General features: G+C 49.1%; 17 protein-coding genes and 2 pseudogenes. 5 read left to right on the plus strand and 14 right to left on the minus strand.

Annotation, left to right across the window (positions count from 1 at the left end; translation table 11 throughout):
- Nucleotides 1-5: 5 nt before the first annotated feature.
- The 3 genes from AAA927_RS10850 to AAA927_RS10860 are packed head-to-tail and all read right to left on the minus strand — an operon-like array spanning nucleotide 6 to nucleotide 2,127.
- Nucleotides 6-836 carry a PTS system mannose/fructose/sorbose family transporter subunit IID gene (locus AAA927_RS10850; protein ID WP_338217846.1) on the minus strand — a complete coding sequence of 277 codons (831 nt, stop codon included), beginning with the start codon at nucleotides 834-836 and terminating at the stop codon, nucleotides 6-8.
- Nucleotides 833-1,645, minus strand: coding sequence for a PTS mannose/fructose/sorbose/N-acetylgalactosamine transporter subunit IIC (locus AAA927_RS10855; protein WP_270235355.1), 813 nt, complete (start codon nucleotides 1,643-1,645; stop codon nucleotides 833-835). The genes AAA927_RS10850 and AAA927_RS10855 overlap by 4 nt, the downstream gene beginning before the upstream one ends.
- Before the next feature lie 2 nt (nucleotides 1,646-1,647).
- Nucleotides 1,648-2,127, minus strand: coding sequence for a PTS sugar transporter subunit IIB (locus AAA927_RS10860; protein WP_338217862.1), 480 nt, complete (start codon nucleotides 2,125-2,127; stop codon nucleotides 1,648-1,650).
- Between the two features lie 238 nt (nucleotides 2,128-2,365).
- Between AAA927_RS10860 and AAA927_RS10865 the strand changes: the two genes are divergently transcribed.
- Together AAA927_RS10865 and AAA927_RS10870 are read left to right on the plus strand one after the other, a co-directional pair.
- A complete protein-coding gene (locus AAA927_RS10865) occupies nucleotides 2,366-5,104 on the plus strand; it encodes a sigma 54-interacting transcriptional regulator (protein WP_338217847.1) in 2,739 nt (912 codons plus the stop codon).
- A gap of 103 nt (nucleotides 5,105-5,207) precedes the next feature.
- Entirely contained in the window at nucleotides 5,208-5,615 is a 408-nt protein-coding gene (locus AAA927_RS10870) for a PTS sugar transporter subunit IIA (protein WP_338217848.1), read from the plus strand.
- Nucleotides 5,616-5,773: 158 nt separating this feature from the next.
- Here AAA927_RS10870 and AAA927_RS10875 read toward each other — a convergent pair whose 3' ends face one another.
- From AAA927_RS10875 to AAA927_RS10890, 4 genes are all read right to left on the minus strand, one after another.
- Nucleotides 5,774-6,262, minus strand: a complete 489-nt coding sequence (locus tag AAA927_RS10875; protein WP_338217849.1) for a PTS sugar transporter subunit IIA — start codon at nucleotides 6,260-6,262, stop codon at nucleotides 5,774-5,776.
- Between the two features lie 20 nt (nucleotides 6,263-6,282).
- A complete protein-coding gene (locus tag AAA927_RS10880) occupies nucleotides 6,283-7,476 on the minus strand; it encodes a MalY/PatB family protein (RefSeq protein ID WP_338217850.1) in 1,194 nt (397 codons plus the stop codon).
- Between the two features lie 15 nt (nucleotides 7,477-7,491).
- Nucleotides 7,492-9,060: a PTS transporter subunit EIIC gene (locus AAA927_RS10885; protein WP_338217851.1), complete on the minus strand. Its 1,569-nt coding sequence runs from the start codon at nucleotides 9,058-9,060 to the stop codon at nucleotides 7,492-7,494.
- Between the two features lie 115 nt (nucleotides 9,061-9,175).
- The gene (locus AAA927_RS10890) at nucleotides 9,176-10,036 is read right to left on the minus strand and encodes a PRD domain-containing protein (protein ID WP_338217852.1); all 861 of its coding nucleotides are present in this window, start codon (nucleotides 10,034-10,036) and stop codon (nucleotides 9,176-9,178) included.
- A gap of 371 nt (nucleotides 10,037-10,407) precedes the next feature.
- Here AAA927_RS10890 and AAA927_RS10895 point away from each other — a divergent pair, with 371 nt between their 5' ends.
- Nucleotides 10,408-11,019: a hypothetical protein gene (locus AAA927_RS10895; RefSeq protein WP_338217853.1), complete on the plus strand. Its 612-nt coding sequence runs from the start codon at nucleotides 10,408-10,410 to the stop codon at nucleotides 11,017-11,019.
- A gap of 573 nt (nucleotides 11,020-11,592) precedes the next feature.
- On the opposite strand, the pseudogene AAA927_RS10900 reads toward AAA927_RS10895, so the two are convergent.
- The 6 genes and pseudogenes from AAA927_RS10900 to AAA927_RS12900 all read right to left on the minus strand — a co-directional run.
- Nucleotides 11,593-11,700 (minus strand): annotated as a pseudogene (locus tag AAA927_RS10900) (IS30 family transposase); the annotation flags it as partial.
- 185 nt (nucleotides 11,701-11,885) lie between these two features.
- Nucleotides 11,886-13,340: pseudogene (gene tnpC, locus AAA927_RS10905) on the minus strand (IS66 family transposase).
- Between the two features lie 60 nt (nucleotides 13,341-13,400).
- The gene (tnpB, locus tag AAA927_RS10910; RefSeq protein WP_338217854.1) at nucleotides 13,401-13,784 is read right to left on the minus strand and encodes an IS66 family insertion sequence element accessory protein TnpB; all 384 of its coding nucleotides are present in this window, start codon (nucleotides 13,782-13,784) and stop codon (nucleotides 13,401-13,403) included.
- Nucleotides 13,774-13,959: a hypothetical protein gene (locus AAA927_RS10915; RefSeq protein WP_338217855.1), complete on the minus strand. Its 186-nt coding sequence runs from the start codon at nucleotides 13,957-13,959 to the stop codon at nucleotides 13,774-13,776. Before AAA927_RS10915 ends, tnpB begins: the two co-directional genes overlap by 11 nt.
- A 267-nt stretch (nucleotides 13,960-14,226) precedes the next feature.
- Nucleotides 14,227-16,485, minus strand: a complete 2,259-nt coding sequence (locus AAA927_RS10920; protein WP_338217856.1) for a MucBP domain-containing protein — start codon at nucleotides 16,483-16,485, stop codon at nucleotides 14,227-14,229.
- Between the two features lie 623 nt (nucleotides 16,486-17,108).
- Nucleotides 17,109-17,225: a DUF2599 domain-containing protein gene (locus AAA927_RS12900; RefSeq protein ID WP_366150663.1), complete on the minus strand. Its 117-nt coding sequence runs from the start codon at nucleotides 17,223-17,225 to the stop codon at nucleotides 17,109-17,111.
- Between AAA927_RS12900 and AAA927_RS10925 the strand changes: the two genes are divergently transcribed.
- Together AAA927_RS10925 and AAA927_RS12905 are read left to right on the plus strand one after the other, a co-directional pair.
- Nucleotides 17,202-17,528 carry a hypothetical protein gene (locus AAA927_RS10925; RefSeq protein WP_338217857.1) on the plus strand — a complete coding sequence of 109 codons (327 nt, stop codon included), beginning with the start codon at nucleotides 17,202-17,204 and terminating at the stop codon, nucleotides 17,526-17,528. The genes AAA927_RS12900 and AAA927_RS10925 overlap by 24 nt on opposite strands.
- Complete coding sequence (locus AAA927_RS12905) at nucleotides 17,504-18,103, plus strand: VanZ family protein (RefSeq protein ID WP_366150662.1); 600 nt, start codon at nucleotides 17,504-17,506, stop codon at nucleotides 18,101-18,103. Before AAA927_RS10925 ends, AAA927_RS12905 begins: the two co-directional genes overlap by 25 nt.
- Nucleotides 18,104-19,077: 974 nt before the next feature.
- Here AAA927_RS12905 and AAA927_RS10930 read toward each other — a convergent pair.
- A complete protein-coding gene (locus tag AAA927_RS10930) occupies nucleotides 19,078-19,479 on the minus strand; it encodes an ATP-binding cassette domain-containing protein (RefSeq protein ID WP_338217858.1) in 402 nt (133 codons plus the stop codon).
- Nucleotides 19,480-19,717: the final 238 nt, after the last annotated feature.

The following is a 19,717-nucleotide window of genomic DNA, read 5'->3' on the forward strand; positions in this document are numbered from 1 at the left end:
TAACCTCAAATGATAATGCCCAGGCCACCAAGAACGGCAGAAACAACAATGACACTAATCAAGACCGCCGTTGTGGAGACTTTCTTCTTCCGGAGCAACCAAATCAGGAACCAGATAACAGCCAGTGGCACAATCCCTTTCAAGATCCCGTCAAGCGTATCTTGGAGTTTGAATGGCACTCCACCGAATTTGGTGTTAACAGTAAACTTCAGGGGCACATTGAGGAAGCTCATCGCGCCGATCATGATCAGCCCAAGCATTGAGCAACCCTTGGTGATCGATTTGAGTAACCCACTCGATTGGGCTTCGGCGATGTAGTTCGCGCCGACTTTATAGCCCAAAACCCCACCATAGTAACGGACCAGGTAATACGGAATATGGAAGAGTAGCAGGAACAGGATTGGGCCAAGGATATTCCCCTTAGCGGCCAGCCCCAAGGCCACCCCAGTCGTGATGACCCGCCAAGTCCCAGTGAAGAAGGAGTCGCCTAACCCGGCCAAAGGACCCATCAGGCCAACTTTTAAGCCTTGGACACTTTCCTCAATATTCTCAACGGGCTTCTCGGCATTTTCCTTTTCCATTTGATACACAATGCCTTGAAGGAAAGGCAGGAAGACCGGGTTGGTGTTAAAGTACTGCATGTGGCGCTTCACCGCGGCGTAGTATTGGTCATCGTCCTTGTAGAGCTTACGCATCAGTGGCATCATCGTCCAACCGAAACCAGGGCCTTGCATCCGCACATACGTCATTTCACCCATGACGGTGAAACCGCGCCAGAAAATGCTATGAATGTTTTTCTTATCCTCTGCGGTCAGATCTTTAGTTTGATTACTCACGATAGGAAGTCCTCCATTTCTTCGGAATTAGCGTTGCCAGACTTGCCGGCAGCTGGACCATCAGGATTCTGGTGGTTCTTGCGCTTGCTGAAATCGGTCAGGATGTAGTAAACCGCAAAGGCAGCGCCTAAAACGGCAATTGGCATGGTGCCCAGGTTCAGGTAAGCCGCCAGTACGAACCCAATGAAGAAGAATGGAATCAGCTGTTTGTCCCACATGGAGTTAACCAGGATCGCCATCCCAACGGCAGGCAAAGCTGCAGACATCGCAGTCAACGCATTGTTAACGAACGCTGGCATGTTATCCATCAGGTTCTTAACGGGTTCAACCCCAACCATCATGATGATGAAAGCGGCAATCCCGAACACCAGCGGATAAAAGATGATGGCAAAATAATGGGCCGCAGTGAAAAGCTTGTCATTGTGGTTGTTAATTGCCCGATCTTCAAAGTCAACGACGAAGTTAAAGATGACACCGGCAATTAAGTTAAACAGCAAAACGGCGAGTAAGCCGATTGGAATTGACAGGGCCACGGCAGCAGAAGTGCCTTTGTTCAGCAAAATCCCGAATGCTGTGCCAAAAACTGCGGCGGAAGAAATGTCAGAAGGAACAGAACCCCCAACACTAAAGGTGCCAAGAAAGACGGCTTCAATGGCCGCCCCCATTAAGATGCCTTCGCGCAAATCCCCAAGTGCTAACCCAACTAATGGGCCAATCCAGATTGGGCGAATGTTAATGTTGAAAAAGCCCCAGTCAAGGAATTTAGTGAGGAACATGATAATGGCAATAAGTAAGGCTTGAATAACCATGTTTAAGCTCCTTTACGAATAAGTTTGTCAAACGGAATTAGTGGTTGATCAGGAACTATCTGGTAATTAACGGTAATTCCACTATCTTCGATTGCTTGTAGATCAGCGACATCTTGATCGCTGAGGCGAAGATTGTCGGTATACTCTTTCTTGTCTGCAGTCCCAACGCGACCAAAGTTACCGATATTCACCCTAGGAATACCCGCCAAATGCTCTGTCACAAAGCGGGCATCTTGGGGATTATTCACCACAATCAAGACATCTAAGGCTTGGACCCGGGGATCGACAAACATTTGCTTAGCTTTTTCTCGGGTTAACACGATGGCTTTCATCGTATCCGGCGTTGCCATTTTTAACGATGCCGTCTGAATCGGGTCATTGGCCGCTTTGTCGTTGACCACAATAATGCGGTTAACCCCTAGATTGCGACTCCAAATCAGTGCCACTTGCCCATGAACCAACCGCTCGTCGATTCTCAACATTTTGATCAATAAACTCACCTCTTGATAATTTCTGCAGAAAAATAATTTAGGCCTTCACTAAGGCTTAAGCAAGTACGGTGCCAACTTTTGGCGAAAACGCGCTAAGCCGCACGGGACCGGCCTAAAATTAATTTCTATGGTGTAGCGCTTACAAATGGTGCTTGTGAATATCTGAATAGATGCTATGATGTTTTCGACAGAATGTTAAGCAATAAAAGATGTGTCGAAGGAGGACGTTATGGGTATTTCGCAAGTCCAAGCCGAAGTGCGGCAAGCCACCCAAGCTGCATCCAGCTTGCAAGACCTCACCCAAATCACCACCGAGATGATTGCCCAGGCGGTATCGCTGAGCCGCAATACCACCAGCCAATATCTCAATGAGCTGTTAAAACAACGGCAAGTCGTGCAAATCAAATCACGCCCGACTTATTTTGCTGATCGCGAGGCTTTTTCCGCGCAATTTTTTGCGCCTAAGCTCGATGTCTATGCCTCGCTTGAGGAACTGGAGCATGAGCAAGTCAGGCATAATAATGTCTTCAAGGCCTTTATCGGCAGCGACCAAAGTATGAAAGAAGACATTGAGCGCATCATCACCGCGCTCGCCTATCCGCCCAACGGCTTGCCGTTCATCTTGTCAGGTAATACCGGCGTTGGGAAAAGTCATTTAGCCCGGTTATCTTATGAGTATTGCCGGCAAGAAGGCATCCTTGGCCAGAACGCGCCGTTTTTGACGTTGAACTGTGCCCAGTATTATCACAATCCAGAATTGTTATCGAGCAATTTATTCGGCTATGCCAAGGGTAGTTTCACCGGCGCCGTTACCGACATGAAAGGTCTGCTGGAAGAGGCCAATGGCGGCGTTTTGTTCCTGGATGAGTGTCACCGGCTCGACCCAGAGAGTCAGGAAAAGTTGTTCTCGTTTATGGACACCGGTACATTCCAGCGCATGGGTGACACCGGGGTGCTACGGCACAGCAATGTCCGTCTGATTTTTGCCACCACGGAAGACCTCCAAGGCACGTTCTTACAAACCTTCATGCGGCGCATCCCCATTGCCGTTAAGATTCCCAATCTGAATGACCGCTCAAAGATTGAACTGCGCTCGCACATTTATGCCTCATTTATCGAGGAGGCCAACCGCCTCAACATGACCGTCACCGTCAGCCCATGGATTATTAATCGCCTCTATAACCATACTTACAAGGCCAACATTGGTGAGCTGAAAACCGATATTCGCATCCTGTGCGCCCGCGTTTTCTCGAAAACTGACGACAAACAGCACATGGTGATGACCACCGAAAATATCGGTAATGGCCTGCTCACTGATCTGTTGGCCGTTAATGAGCAAGAAACCATCGTTCAAGAACCGGTGACTTTCACCCCACAAAGTGTTTTATCTGATTACATCAAGGCCTGGCACGACGATAACGCCTTGGTCAATCTCTTAATTCAAAAATTCTTGCAAGTCGATAGCGACTTGCAGGCCCATAAGATCACGGCGGCGATGGTGCGGAAGCAAGTCGCGCGGGAGTCCGCAGCGTTAATGGATCAGATGGTGCATCAAGACAAGCGCTTTGAAAATGAATCGCTGAAATACATGACCGCCTTGATTCAGAAACTGTTCGACTATTTGAACTCGAGTTTTTTTGTGAAAATCAAAGGCAACGCCGTCGTCGCGATTGCCAACTTCATGTACCGGAAGCACGATTTCGAAATGGCGCTGCCGCCAGCCAATGAGGCGAAGATTGAGCACCTACTCACCGTCTTAGCCGAAAATGCCACCGTGGAAAATCAGGTGTTGAAGGCCTTCTTGGACCTGGTGCGCACCCAGTTGGATTTTCGCCTTGACGCGTTCAATCGTCTGTTATTGCTGGGTTACTTACTTTCGTTGGAACTGAACACTATCGAAACCGGTCAACATGCCTTAATTCTGGCGCATGGCTTCTCCACTGCCAGCTCCATTGCGGATGTCGTCAATCAATTCCTTAACCACAAGGTGTTTGACGCCTATGACATGCCACTCACCGTTTCGGTGGATCAGGTCAAACGGTTCTTGGTGGAATATGTCAAAAAGTATGATTGCCATAAAGGCTTGATTGTCCTCGTCGACATGGGCTCCTTGATGGTCCTGCCAGAACGGCTTGGCGACTTGGTGAACGGTCCCTTGCTCTTGATTAACAACGTGTCAACGCAAGAAGCCCTGCTGGTTGGTGAAATGATTCAACAAGGCGCCGCTATCGATGAAATCGGGCGCCGGGCTCAAGATAAACTGCTTCCGCAATATAAGCTGACCTACCCTGTCATTGAGAAAACCCCAATGATTGTGACCACCTGCCACACTGGTGTCGGCTCTGCACGTCAGATTCAAACCCTCCTCGAGAACAGTATCCCGCCAGATGTCGACTACAAGGTGGAAGCCGTGGATTATGCCTTCCTGCGTAAATACCGCGAAACTGCCCCAATGTTCAAGCAATATGATGTGGTGGCGATTGTTGGCACTAACGACCCCCAGCTGGATGCTGTGCCTTTCATTTCGCTAGAAACGCTGGTCTCAACCAAAGATTCCAAAGTCTTGCATCAGCTGTTTCCAACCATCGAAGACAAAGATGTGTTAACCAGCATCAACGAAAAGCTGATCCAAAATGTTTCAATTGAGCGCCTGTTATCGGCCGTCACGATTTTGGACGTCCACAAGGTGATTGCCTCTGTCGGCGCGATGATTGAGCGTTTGGAAGATGGAGCTAAGATCCACCTCTCAAACAACCAACGAGCGACCTTATATGTGCATATTTCGGCGCTAATTGAGCGCTTGATTCGTAATGACAAGCCTTTGGATTATTCGCCTCAAAACCCGGACGAGCGGGTGCAAGGCTTGGCTCAGCTACGGCGGGCCCTAGCTGACATCGAATCAACCTATGCGGTGAAGGTGCCTGAGAGCGAGCTGAATTATTTGTACGATATCGTGTTTGAAGCCTAACCCACCTGTCAGTGCAATCCCAACATACTTGATTGCGGGCTCGACATAAATTGGCACGCCTTTTGCTTATAGGGATTCGAACAACCAGGAGGGTAACGGTACAATGACAAGAATAATTTTGGTTTCACATAATCAACTAGCGCCAGGCATGAAGGCGGCAGTTGAGATGATTGCTGGTCCACAGGCGAATCTGGAGGCTTATGGCCTGATGCCAGGTGACCAGCCCGAGACCATCATCCATGCCATCAAGACCACCATCACCCCAGACCAAGACGTCCTGGTATTGGCGGATATCGTTGGCGGGTCGATGTGTAACGCCGCCATGAAGTTGCTCGATCTGCCGAATGTCAGACTGGTTGGCGGCATGAATCTGGCCTTAGTGCTGCAAATCGTACTCGCGCCGCCAACCGATGCCGCAGCCTTGGCGCATGTTATTGACCAGGCACAAACTAGCTTACGCCCCGTCATTATTCAACAGACCTCAGACGACGATTTCTTCCTTAGTCGCTAAGCCATCAAAAATGGCGACCAGCCCTGCGCAGTGCGCATGCGGCTGGTCGCCATTTTTGGCTCATTGGCCTGATTGTTTCACGTGAAAACGAAGTAATAACCCTTCCAACGCAGCGGATTAAGTTCAAGCTCATCACCGGAACTTAGCTTGGTTGGCTATCAACTATTCAGCGTCACCATGCCTAATGCATCCCCGTGATTAACCGCAGCAGTGCCGACCACTGGCACATTTGAAATCAGATCTTTGTTCGTAAAAACAACAATCAGTTCGTCAGACTTACCGGCTGCTGCCACCTGCGCGCGGTCCATCGTGCCCAAGGCATCACCAGCGTTAACGGTTTGGCCTTCTTCAGCAGTGAGCGTAAATGGCGCGCCTTTCAGTTCCACGGTATCGACACCCATATGAAGCAGCACTTCTAAGCCCTCTGGTGTTTTGAATGAAATAGCATGCTTCGTCGGGAAAACTGATGTTATGGTGCCGCTCACTGGCGCATACAGCTCATCGCTGTCCGGTTTTACGGCATAGCCGTCCCCCATGATTTTCTGTGAAAACATGTCATCTGACACCGCGGTAATCGGCATTGATTGGCCGGTGGCCGGGGCTGAGAACGAAACTTGTTTAACGGCTTTTTTGAATAACTTGAACATCCTATTTCACTCCAATTCGATTATTTGATCATTTTTTGCCAGGTCGTCGCCATTCGCGTCATGGCTTCCTCAATCACGGCATGCGAGGTGCCAAGGTTCAAGCGCAGGAAGTCATCAGCATTGGCCACGTAATCGTCACCAATCCCGACCACGACGCCGGCATCTTCAGCCATGGTCTTCGCAATGGTGTGCATGTCGATGCCAGAGCCAGCAACGTCAACCCAAGGCAGATAAGACGTATCCATATCCATCAGTTCCCATCCCGGAAAATCGCGCTTAATCGCATCAGCGGTAATCCGCAAATTCTCGCGGATGTAAGCCTCACACTGATCACACCAGTCGCCGCATTCCTCGTATGCCACGGTCATGGCAATTTGACCCGGCACATTCGGAGATGTTACCGAATTGGCAGCATAACGCTTGCGGAAGATGCCCCGCAACTCTGCATTGGGAATAATAGAATAGGAAAGTTTTAACCCGCCGAGATTAAAGGCTTTGTTAGGCGAAGTGAACATGACCAGATTATCAAGATACTTCTCTGGCAACTGCAGTGCCGAAACAAAAGTGCCTTGCATGATATGCTCGGAATGGACTTCATCTGACACCAGTAGCACATGATACTTCAAACATAACTCAGCATACCGGATAATCTCATCTTTTGTCCACATCCGCCCGGATGGATTGTGCGGGTTGCAGAAGAACGTCAGCTTAGGATGTTGGGTAGCCATCGTCGTTTCCAACTGATCCCAATCCATGTCGTAACGCGTGCCATTTTTGATCAACGGCACCGTTAACACCCGACGTTGGTTGTGTTCAGCAGCATAAGCAAATGGCCCATAAACTGGCGTGTTGAGCAGGATACTGTCATCAGGTCCGAGCAGGGCTTGAATCAGAACATGCATGTTAGGCACGGTCCCGTAGCCTAACGTAATCCAATCCTTCTCGACATGATTACCATGCCGCGTTTGCTGCCAGTTGATCACGCTTTGATACCAGCGCTCTGTGGAGTAGGTATAGCCGTAAGCGCCATTGTCGGCCATCTGACTCAAGGCTTGGCGAATTTCTGGGGCCGCCTGAAAATCCATATCCGCAATCCAAAGCGGAATGAAGTCTTCACGCACCTTGGGAAACTTACTGTGCACAATACCCGAATCCCACTTACGCGCATTATCAATGGACCGATCAGCTAACGTATCAAAATCATACTGTGTCATGCTATGCTGTCCCTTCTAAGCTGGAGCGCCGCCGCTCGCCATGAGCTTTTCGACCCCATCTTTAACACTTTGCACCTGAGCACCATAAACGATTTGAACAGACTTCTCTGCTTTCATCACCGCCAAGGCACCAGATTGCTTCAATACATCGTCATTCAACTTGCTTGGATCCTTAACTTCCAGACGCAGGCGAGTGACGCAGTTATCCAGTGAAACGATATTGGCAGCCCCACCTAAGGCACCAAGGATAATGCCTGGATCGTAAATCCCGGCCCCTTTCGTCATAACTGCTGCGCCTTCCGCTTCACGTCCAGGCGTTTTGACATCTTTTTTCAGAATGTACCAACGGAAGAAGAAGTAAATGGCGAACCAGACGGCGCCGACTGGGATTAACAACCACCACTTGGAATTAGGCTGCAACCAGCCGAACAAAATCCAGTCGAGCACGCCACCATCGGTATTCCCCATGTGGGCCCCAAGTAACGCCATCACAGACAGAGACAGCCCTTGCATGAAGGTGTGGAACACATACAGCATTGGTGCGATAAACAGGAAGAGGTATTCGGTTGGTTCGGAGATCCCAGAAACGAAAGCCACCAAGGTTGCAGAAATCAGCAGCCCCTTAATCCGGTCGCGGTTTTCTGGCCGCGCCGTCAGGTAGATGGCCAAGCAGATAGCTGGCAAGCCAAACATGAAGGTTGGCATAAAGCCTTGGGACAAGAAGGCCGTGGCTTTACCGGAAACCGGCACCCCAGCGTTCAGCTGCGCGTAGAAAATGTTCAGCGCGCCATTGACGGTTTTACCAGCAACAACGGCAGTCCCGCCGGCATCAGTAAAGCGAATCATGGCCAAAAGAATATGGTGCAGGCCCATCAGCTTCAGCACGGACAGCGCAAGCCCATACAGGAAAGGTCCGAAGATCCCTGCGGCGCGAATACCGTGGCCTAATGCGACAATCCCACTTTGGAAAATCGGCCAGATGAATGGCATTACCAAACCGACAAAGGACTCAACGATGACCGAGATAATCGGTACGAACCGAATGCCACCGAAGAAGGAAAAGGCATCAGGCAATTTGACTTCTTGGTAGCGTTCAAGCAGGAAGTAGGTGATTAACCCGACAAGGATCCCACCTAAAACCCCCATTTCAAGGGACTGAATTCCCAGCACCATGGATTGGCCGGCCTGTTGCATCTTGGCTGCGGCCACCAACTTGCCTTGTTGTTGTAGCATGAAGTTGATGCCCAGGTTCAGAGAAATATACCCTGCAAAGGCGGCAATAGCGCCAACGCCTTTGTTACGCTTGGCCAAGCCGAACGGCAAGGCCATTGCAAACATGGCTGGCAAATACGTAAACCCAAAGCCCCCAACCGTGTTCATAAACGAAAAGATGACATTAACCCAATGAATTTGTAAAAATGGCAGCCGATCCATCATTGATGGCGCGGTAAATGCGCTCCCTAACCCAACAAGAATCCCCATTGCGGATAAAGTAGCAATTGGGAACATGAAGGACTTCCCTAGGTTTTGCATAAACGCATAAAAGCGAGTCTTTCGACTTTCTGTGGTTTGTGCGGTGTCCATGATTGATGCTCCTCTCAAAAATTAGTCTAAAAATGTAAAATGCCCAACAACCACAACCCGCCATGACTGGCTGAGCTGTAGTCGTTGGGTATTGCCTACTTAAAGTTACAAGCCCTTATTCAGTTATGTGAACAATGTGGATCAATAGGTACAGCCGGTCGGAGTCGGTAAACTTGTAATCAAGCTTATTCTCCAAGTAGCTGACCACTTGATCTAGGCAATTCCCTGCGCGCCGGTGCCCGCGCTTTAAAGACTGTAGCAGTGCGCTATCATCAGCCGAAGTGGTTGTGGCGTGCTTTGAGCTGCTACGTAAAATCAGAAAATGCAGATGGGTCATGAGCCGATTGACAGCAATGCTGTCATCTGAGAACTTACGGCCAAACGCCGCTTCGATGATGTTGTTGACATCTGTCGTGATTTCCAAAAAGTTGGAAAAGTTCGTCACCGAGCTATGTGAGTTTTGAATCTCATGTTCCACCAAATGAATGGCGATGAAGCCAGCTTCATTGTCAGAGATTGGCACACCAGAGAGCTGGTGAATCATCTCTTGCGCCTCTTTCCCCACTGCATACTCTTTCGCGAAAAATCGCTTGAGATCATACAGCATGGGGTTAGCGAGATTCAATCCCATCTTGAAGCGTTCAACCGCGAAGAAGATGTGATCGGTCAGAGGTATCAACAAGTGCTCATCGAAATCGGCATCAATTTGGCTTTGCGCCAGCTGGATGATTTTTTCTGTGAGCTCGAAGTACTCTCGCGGGATTTTGCCAGAGAGCTCTGTGAACTTGTCGAGCCATTTATCGTCATCCGTTGGAACGGCAGAGAACACGCGGTCACTTGTTTTCAACGTATAGCTTTGGCCCGCATGCGCCTTGAAGCCTATTCCGCGGCCCCAGATAATTTTCTGTTGATCTTGCCCATCTTCAACGAGTACGACGTTGTTGTTCAATACTTGTGAAATTAGCAAGATATTCACCTTGTTTATTCTGGAAGATTTCTTGGGTTATTCACCTTCTCAAGATTTGTAAACGTTTACTCTCACATGTTAGCATGTTTCGAATAGTTGTCAAAGTTAATTTAACGGGGGTTTTGCCCAGATTACGCGCTTAAGAATGTCAATTTGTTATCTTGTCAAAATTTAAATGACACATCACTTTCTATATACGGTACCCAAAACTGGTAGCACCGAATTTCAGTTGAACTCTGCCGCTTGATTGTTATTTAATTATTTTTATTTTCCCGTTTTTCGTAGCGCCAGGTGAAATGTATCCGGTTGCAAAACCACTGATATCGTGTTAAACAGTAGAACTGTAGCTTGTCACATTCTACTTAGCAAACGAGGTCATTATGAAAGCTAATTCAACCAAACCGTGGTACCAACGGCGTATCGTTGTCATTTTAGGCGCATTCCTAGCCGCTGGCTTACTGCGCGGCATCACCGGCTATGTCGATGACAACACCGGCTACAATAACCAACCGTTGCAAACCAGGGCCGCCAAAACACCAAAAATGACCAAGGCCCAAAAAAGTCTCCACGTCGGTATGACGGAAGCTGCCGTCAAACAGGCTTTAGGCGCGCCTCAAGATCGGCAGGACAATTACTGGGCATATCCGGCGGGCAGTATTCGATTCGATGCCAATCAAAAAGTGGTTGCAGGCAACTTTGGTGGTTTACTGAAAAGCAAACCGACTCGCACTGCCAGCGAAAAGAAGCAGCAGATCAAAGCGGCTGCCAAAGTCTTTGGTCAGCTCTCAGTTCAAACGCTGCGAGCTCACAATAAGATTTATCGGGCCAAGAAGGTGAACGATGACCAAACGATGTACGCGTTCAAAACTCCTGAGCAAGATGCCTTAGTCAGAATTGATGATGCAAGTCAGAAAACCCAAATTTTCCTGTGGAGCGACGCCAAACAGGAAATCGGCCAAACTGCTTATTATAGCGGGAAAACTCGCAATTAAGGCAAGCCTTTCTTGTTGATACCAACCAAAAAGGCAGTCAACCCGACGCAGGTGCGCACAAGGTTGATCGCCTTTTTGTTTCACGTGAAAACAAGCCCTCATATAGGTTGAGGTAAGAATAGCGAGCTAGCGGCGTTTCAGCAGAGCTAATAACGTCAAAAATCAACGAAAACACTTTGAAGTGTGCCATCTCTGTGCCACGACTTCATCCAAGGATATCTTATCGGCGGTCATCTAAAACAAGGATGATCGCCGTTTCTGTCTCGCCACTTTGCCGCGCGCGCCGTGCAGCGCGAAAGGCGCAAGCGCGAGCAAAGAGCGGTCGGCGTCAGCCGGCCGCCCATACCCCCAGTACTCTAACAGGGGGGTACTAAATAAAACAAAATTGCCCGAACACAGGGTAGAAACATTGATGCACCGGCGCTTTCGAGCGAAAAGTGAAAATGTGGATGGCACACCCAATCCATCATTTCGTCAGAATATGAAATCTTGAGGCGCCGCCAAATTCGCATTGTAACAGGGGTTCGGCGGATACCCATCTGGCACACCAGTTCATCAATTACCGACGAATTGTCAACTCAAGTGCAACTTTTTACCCATGAAGACTTCTGATGGTGTCTTCCAGCCTAAGACCTTGCGTGGTCGGTTATTCAGTTGTTCAACGTAGGCGTCAATCTCTTGGTAAGCACCTAATAACCGACCGTATTTTAAAAAACAGCGCACTCGTCATCGAATAAACCCGGTGGCGGGTGCGCTGTTGCTTAAGCAATCTGCTTTGCCGCAGTCTCGTTCTGGTGCCATGGCAAATAAGCTGCCAACTGTTCCTCAGTAGGTTCGGCGCGATACTGAGATAGTTTCTCTAGAAGTTATTCAATGTAGCTCCTCGGATCGAGCCCGTTGGCCTTGGCAGTCTCCACCAGCGTCATCCAGATTGCGTTGGCCTCCGCTCCCTTGGGACTGGTGGCGAAAAGCCAGTTCTTGCGGCCGATGACGAAGGACTTCATGTTCCGTTCGGACGCATTGTTGCTCAACTCAACTTCACCGTAATCTAGCACCCGGTTGAGCAATTGCCGCTGGTTTCTGGCGTAGGTTAGCGCTAGACCAAGCCGCGACTTTGGGGCCGCGTCTGCCGCATCGCATCAGGCCCAAAAGGCATCAATCACCGGCTTCAGTTCCACCTGACGCCGCCGCAGTCGCTCCGCCGGCTCAAGCAGGATCCACTTGGCCTCTAGCGCAAACATCTCATCGAGCATGGCAAGCGGCTTTGTTGTGGTAAAGCAGCCTTTGACCTTGGCGGCGTCATCGAAGAACTTGCGCCGCACATGCGCCCAACACCCCACCCGCACCACGCTGTCACCCAGGAGGTTGTAGCCGGCGTAGCCGTCACACTGAAGGACGCCGGTAAAGCCTCGATAGAGATTCTGGGCGAACTTACCTGAACGGGTGTTGCCGTAACCGTAGTAGGTCATCGGGTGCTCGGCTAGCCGGGTGGTGCGCGCAACCCAGATGTAGGACTTGCTGCGGGGCGCCTTGCCTGGCTCACGCAGAACCTGGAACGGCGTCTCGTCGCCCTGTAAGAACTTATGCGCCACTAGCCGGGCATGAATCAGGTCATAGACCGGCCTGACCAGGTTGGCGGCTTTGATTACCCAGTTGGTCATGGTGGTTTCGCTAAGCGTAAGCCCCGCTCTTTGCCACTCCAGGCGCTGGCAGTACAGCGGCGTGCCAAGCGTATACTTCTGGTGAAGCACCTCGGTTACCAATGACGGTGTCGCCAGGCTATGAGGAAACAGAGCTTGCGGTGCGACGCCTTGATATAAGTGAGCCTCGCCATCGGTACGCTCACAATCCGTGCACTTGTAACGCGTTTCGTAGATCCGCTCAACGAATAGATAGCCTGGCTTGTAATGCACGACATCGCGGACGAAATGCTTACCCACCTTGGTTAGGGCGTGGCCATGTTCACAGTGATCGCGGTCAGGTTCGATGATGGTCTCTCGCACCGGGAGAGCCGGATCGATGGTTTCCTCGCGCTTTTTCTTGGGCTTACGCTTCGCTAGCGTGACGACTGTTTCTTCGCTTTGGTTCCCAGTCTGCTCTGGGTCGGTAAAAACACCTTCGTCCTCCAACAATGAGAGCTGGTTTGGATCTGTCAGCTTCTCAGAGTGGGCACCAAAGAGTTTCCGAGTCAGATATGCGACTTGTTCAGTCAAAGCTTGGAGCTGCTTGGCTTGTTCGCGTTTATCTGCCATTAACTGCTTACACGTCTCCTGAGATTGCTCCAGGAGCTGCCGAAGCAGTTCTTCAGTCGCTTCTGCCATGAAGTGTCGCCTTCGTTTCAATCAAGATGGGCTGAGTGTACCACTGATATGACGGGCTTTCTAGCACTTTTTCGTGGACACTTTGCCAGAATTCGGCGTCTTCCTTTGTGGCCAGTAAGGCCGAACTGTGGACTCCAGTCCCCAGCCCGATAACAGCCGTTCGAATTGTTTTGCGTGTAGCTTTCTCACCTCACTTTGGGTCGTTGGCGACTGAAGTCGACCATCTTCAATCCGCTTATAGAGCAACACAAATCCATCGCCGGCCCAGTAGAGGGCCTTGAACCGATCCTTGCGTGTGCCACAGAATAAAAACAGTGCTCGACTGTATGGGTCAAGTTGATATTCTTCCTTGATCACGCCGGCCAAACCGTCGATGCCGCGACGCAAGTCGGTCTTGCCACAGATCAGATAAATACCACCCAGCTTACGTACATCAATGAGCATCGCTGAACACGGCTTTCAGTAGGGCTTCTAGAATGTAACCTTGAATCCGGCCATAGACCACCACGGTCTTATTGTCACCGATTCTGACCTGGAACGCCTTTGCTGGAACGCTCTGAGTCTGCCGGCGTTGAGCCTCTTCCAATTTGATACGAACAATCTCTGGTTTCTCATCCAATAAAAATCACCTCACCATATGTGATGAGGCAATCATATCGCCCAGAGGCTGGCATTCATATCCGGTCTGTTATTAGGTGCTTACCAATGGTCTGTCCAGAGCCAATTCTGATCTCACGTAGCCGTTGTCCGATTGTCATCGATGTATTCCTTCTCTCTAGGTGCCGTACAATTTTTTAAAATAAAGGCCTCGAAGAATCTGCAACATTCTCCAAGGTCTTATTCTAAACAGCTCATATCCGTTACGGGTAAATTTGATGGTAAACGGTTAAACGTTACGGCGCTTCTTGATATTGAGCATGCTGAGCAAACTGCCTACCGTTACTAGCAAAATACCCAAAAGCGACATTGTCTGACTTTGAATTTCGTTTTCACCGGTTTGAGGTAATTTTCCAGGCTTGGATTGGTTTCCTGGTTGGTTAGGAACAGGTTTTTCTACATTAGGGGCTTTATCTGGATTGCCCGGCTGATCAGATCCAGTACCGTCATTGTTATCAGTGGTTGAATTTTTCGTGTAAACGTACGTGACTGTCTGGTCTTTATCCGTGAAGCTGCCCGTTGGGTTGCCTTGAACTTCCTTCAAGGTATAACCAGGGACATCCTTCTTACTCGTCGAGTATGGATCACCAACATTACCTGAGGAAACGACATTGTCGGCAATTGGGTTACCGTTTTCATCAACATACTTCGCGGTGACGTTACCACCAGCTACAGGGTTCTTGGTGTAAACGTAGGTAACTGTCTGATCTTGATCCGTGAAGCTCCCCGTTGGGTTGCCTTGGACTTCCTTAAAGGTATAACCAGGGACATCCTTCTTACTCGTCGAGTATGGATCACCAACATTACCTGAGAGAACGGTGTCGGTCGCGATCGACTTGCCCGTCTCATCGACGTACTTGACGACAACGGCCCCTTTGACGCGCGGTGCGAGCGCCACGGTGCGAACGTAAGGGACGGCGTAGGCCCCCGTGTTGTCCGCAATCTCATCGGGCAATTGGCCGATGTTGGCGGCATTCGCATCCGCGGCGGCGTAGGTGTAGGCAAGCGTTAGTGCCTGAGCGTCAAAGGTGTGTGCTTGAAGCGCTGCCTTCAGTTCGGACAGGCTGTAAGCGGTGTCGGTGTAGGTGTGCCCGCCGTCCAGGCTGAGACGAACCTTGAGGTTGGCCGGGACCACGCCGACGGGCTGCCCATCTGGGGTGCGGCCATTGTCGGTGATCGTGATGCTGTCGGCACCGAGGACGTGGTCGAAGTCGGCTAGCGCGGTTTTTTCTGCGATTGGGGCGTCATTCGCGTCTGCGGCGGTCAAGTAAGGGCGTGACGTCTGAATTTTGAATACCGAAACGTTAGGAGAGTAGAGGTGATTGCCGTTGGGGGCCAGCGGCGTGACGACCGTCTGGTGCGTGTTACCTGACGTGTACATGTAGTAAGTGACCGCGATCGTATGGGTCGCGTCGGCTTGTCGCGCCGCGTTGTCTGAACGGTAGGCGTCGTCGATCTGCGACACGCGGTCGAACCCAGTCAGCTGGATCTGTCCCCCATTCCCGGAAACGATGTCATCGACACGGCTATTGGCTTGGATCGTCTTCATCCCAGCGTTCATCTTGACATTGAATTGATCGATGCCCACTTTTTGCAGTGACGCGCTGGCGCGGGTATAGACGGTGTTGGCCATCAACTTGGACAATGTGCCGAGTTGGGCATAACCTTGCTGGGTGAGAAACACGTTGGTGCTGGTGTCGATGTAGCGCTTCGCGTTATCAGCCGAGCCGACGACTGGCCCGTCACTCGTTGTTGCGCTCAGAAAGGCTTGGGCCCCTTGCAACCCGGCGCCGAAATACGCCCGGCTTCGCATGGTCAGGTACACGTCGTCGCGGACCTTGTTGTACCGCGTAGGGATCACAAAGTCATTCTGGGGCGTCAACATGTAATCGTTGGCAGTTGCACTTTCGCCATACCCAATCTGGGTGGGGAACTGGTACGTGCCGTCGGGGAACTTCATGAGCATCGGGTTATCGGCGTTCGGTAGGTTGCCGACAGTCAGCCGGGAGAACAAGATAGGGTCCGCCAACTCGGTGTCTCCCCAATAGGCGCCGCGATCATCGGTTGGGCCGACGTAGGTCAAGTAATCGACGACATTGCCCGTGAGATCCTTGACCCCTTTTGGATTGGGGTTCGCATTCAAATACGCACCGGAGGGTAAGGGGATGTATTGGTCCGTCAGATTCGGGTAAACGGTAAAATTATCTTCCGGCGAGATGTTGTTGGCCAAGTAGTACTGGTTGAAGGTCATGCCGGGCGTATACGTGATCAGCTTTTTTTGAACGGCGACCTGAAATTTGGCCCAGATACCGTTGCCCAGTACCGATTCAGAGATCGGTTCGTCCAAAAAGCCTTTGTGGATGCTGTCGAGTTTGTAGTAGTTGCGATTCGTCAGTAAGTCAGTGCTGGCAGAGACGGTGGCAGGCGCCCCAATCGACAGTGCGCTGAGTCCAAGACAAAGCCCCAAAAGTAGTCGCCCTTTTTTCATCACTAGTCATCTCCTCTATCTGTTGACTTGATCCAGGCTGGTCTCACGACTGAAAATATGCGGCGCAGCGGTGCGGTAGACGCGTGAAACACTGATCTGGATATGTGTCAGACTTGTTTAATGATTGAAAAATACTGAAATAATGATTGATGTAACTGACATCCTTGCTAACTGCATTTTATCACGGGTAATAAGTGCGGTTAAAGCGTAATTTATTTCGGCTATTGTTTACTTTTATATCAAGATTTCTGGCCTGTATTGGTAAATAAACTGTATGCGCCATAAAATATCGTAATGTACATACTGATGGTATATTGTTGAGAGACGAATTGTCAATATAACCCACTGTTTCACCGGTAAACTTTAAACTAGAGGCCAAGGTTCCCATGAACTGTTGGCAGTATGGACAGGTGCTTCTACCAACGTATATGGTTAAGAAAGATTTATCCGGTCTATGCAGCGTAGTCATGACTTGATTGGGAGAAACTCGTACAAGCCTATGGTTTCGACCAAGGCGATTCTCAGTTTTTCGATATGTCGAAATACTATTAACTTTCGTTATTCTTTGAGGGGTAAATACCAGAAACGCGAACACCACCGGAAGCAGAAGGGCAAAGAATAGTTTAAGGATTACATAACGCCGCGGTAGTTGCACTCATACTCACCGTCTTTCTCCAGTGTTCCAGATTCCATGGAGTCTTGAAAGCAAATAGATAATGACACATAAACTGATTGCGCATGCCATCAGTATTTTTCCATTTGCTGCTACTAGAAAATTTCTCGAAAAAGATGAACCATGCCTCGTCGCAGATATGTTGCAGTTCTACCTTACCAGTCGCCAGCGGCAAAGCGTTGACCTGAACGCAGAAGAGTACGACAAGTTCTGTCTTCTGTTGTTTGAGGAAATTCAACCTTGGCTCGATAACCACGACTACACCGAGATCAATGCACGCATTACGGCAGAAGACCAGATATGGCAACATTCAAGTGTGAATAAATCTTTACCTATGGCGAAAGGATGGCGTTCTCTTTGGTATTGTTAAAAAATGGCCGCTGGTATGCAGCACCGTTAAGACTAAATTCTTGGTTCTTGGTACCATTACTAGTACTATCTGTCATCCTAGTCTCTCTTTTTCTGAAGCGAAAAGGAAAATTGACATTTCCAAAATTCATCGCATTGTTCTTATTTTTGGTCTACTTATGTTTTTTATTATCTGTCACACTCTTTCCAATAAATCTATTTGGTCCACATGCTAGCGTGTATAAAAATGGCCTGGGGCAAGAAAATGTAATGTTTAATTTAGATATAGACCAGCTGAGGCTCTATTCTGGTAGGCGGATTTTAGGGAATATAGTCATGCTTTCTCCCCTCGCATTTTTCGTTGCTCTCTTCTGGAACAAGGCGCAAAAATTGTTGTCCAACATTTTGATTTGCTTTTTCATTTCCCTAGCTATTGAATTCGTTCAGCTAGGAATGTCTTACTTTTACCTAGGAAATCGGCTATGGGACATAACCGATATCATTTTGAACACATCAGGTTCTCTTCTGGGATTCTCTATATTCATCATCTTTCGTTGGTGCTTCAAAAACGAGATGGATTCACTAAAATTACTGTGATATCATTCACTTGACAGGAGTAAATATGAAAGGCTAGGGGTACTAATGAAAAGGCTGGGGATAAGGGAAATAGTTACGTTGCTTGGAGCTCTGATCTTCGGAATAGCAATTGGCATTGGTGGCACAAAGATAGTTGAGCGAACTCAAGCTTCACCGCAGGCAGAGTTTGTTGTGGTTACTGATCCAACACGGAAAAAGAACATTACGTACACTCCTACCAAAGGCGCCGACATAGGAGCTTCATATTCGTTCAAAAATCCGGCAAAGCAATTGTGCGTAATAGTCAAACATAAGAACACCTATGCGTTATACAAGCTCACTTCTCCGAATTAGAGCCTTAACTGGTGAAGAGTCTACGTTAGGCACTATACAAACAGCGCGCACAAATCTTTTGAGGACTATTCGTCGCACCGTATTTGTCGGGTAGAAAGGCGGTTGTCTTATGTCTACAAGTTCAGTCTTCTTTCCAATAATCTGTGTCCTCATGGTTATTATCTATGCTACGGATGCAGGCCCCTGGTATGGTATTCCAGTCGGTGTGATAGGTATTGCAGGCACCATTTACTTCGACATCATCGATCGAAAAGAAGATTGATAGCCAGGTTTACATTGACGGCTAAACTGAGGGGCTAAATTGAGGCCAGAAATGGTCTCTTTTTTTGGCAATGGGCTTGAACAACGGTGATATGATTGCGCTTGGTGTAGACGACGAAGGCCCGACTGCTGGAGTCATCATAAGGACGGCTCCTGATATTCATGCAACGATGAACATCTGGGACAAGTTGCAGTGAATGCAGAAGCATACCTGGATACCCCCTGAAATGAGCAAAGAAATTGAAGCAGCAATCCCAGCAAAGACCTTTCCATAGATAGAGAACCCCACTGACGCTTCAACGCCAGCTTCGAAACAAACTACGATGGAAGAAGAGACCTTTGGTGAAAATTGTCTGGTGTGAGCCCGCGCTGTGATGACTCTAGTTCTCTGTTTTATCTGGAATAGGCGCCAATGCGTCATCCAAATGGATGACATAATCATAGTTCGCTTCCATTTCTGGAGCAATGTGATGTGCAATTTCAACTACTGTTGCAGGCAACGACAGTAGTAAGTGATGAATTTTGTTTGATAATTCCTCATCCAGTGCGCTAGTGACTTCATCGGCCAATATGACGGGACGCTGACGGACGAGTGCTCGGGCAATTTCAATGCGCTGTATTTGACCGCCGGAGAGCTTGCCACCGTGTTCGCCAACAATGTAGCCTAGTCCTTTTTCCGCAACAAGATCACCTAATTGGGCCATCTTAAGGCATTTGAGTATGCTCTCTTTGGAATAGTCTTGGCCTAATGTCACATTATACAAAATGGAGTCATCGAACATGTAGGGGGGTTCTGGTGCAAAGTTGAAATTAAGCGCAGAACAAAGTGACTGTGTTTAGTGGTTGTAGCCTATGCCGCCAACAATTGGTCGACTTCTTGATACGCTGAAAAGCCGAAGAGGCCTAGCTTCTTTCGGCTTTCTTTGTGTATCGCATGCATGGTTTCAATGCCGTATAATGTCCTAGCTGCTGTCCGAGTGCTCTGATAACTTGCGGAACGAACTTGTTGCCGCTTAATAA

Source organism: Lacticaseibacillus salsurivasis (assembly GCF_036246225.1).
Taxonomy (GTDB): Bacteria; Bacillota; Bacilli; order Lactobacillales; family Lactobacillaceae; genus Lacticaseibacillus; species Lacticaseibacillus salsurivasis.